The 453-nt window shown below is 40.0% G+C and carries 1 protein-coding gene and 1 pseudogene; one reads left to right on the forward strand and one right to left on the reverse strand.

The features are described 5' to 3' along the window. Window positions 1-164 (forward strand): annotated as a pseudogene (locus AB4512_RS18750) (DUF2989 domain-containing protein); the annotation flags it as partial. Between the two features lie 175 nt (window positions 165-339). On the opposite strand, the gene AB4512_RS18755 reads toward AB4512_RS18750, so the two are convergent. Beyond that, on the reverse strand, window positions 340-453 hold a 114-nt coding region (locus tag AB4512_RS18755; RefSeq protein WP_372175338.1), incomplete at its 5' end, for a peptide-methionine (R)-S-oxide reductase.

Genomic DNA, 453 nt, shown 5'->3' on the forward strand with positions numbered 1-453 from the left:
TGGTTGCCAAAGACTTTGACGTGCCGATTGCTTCTGAAGCCGAGCTCACGGTGTTGTACCATTTCGACAAGGCAACCTATAAGCAGCTAAATAAAGACGCAGATAACATCGTCGAAGCGATTGAGGATGGAATTTACAGCCCTTCAATCGTCCCGAGTTACTGATCGCTTCATTTATAGTGTTCTTACTTAAGCTTCTTATTCACCTGCTTTCAAATAAAAACAGCTACCTTTTTGGAAGCTGTTTTTATTTGTACTAGAGTTAAATCTGAAATCTTGGGCGTTTCAGCATTCCTAAATCGACAAATGCGACCTGTAAGGATTAGACAATAGTTACAAGTTATTTCGTACTTTCGTCATTTTTGTTGAAAATTAACGACACTGAATTAACACAGAACCGTTCACCTGTGGTCTTTGGGCCATCTGGAAAAACGTGACCTAAATGGCTATCACA

The organism is Vibrio sp. 10N.222.52.B7, assembly GCF_041474275.1.
Lineage (GTDB): Bacteria > Pseudomonadota > Gammaproteobacteria > Enterobacterales > Vibrionaceae > Vibrio > Vibrio crassostreae_C.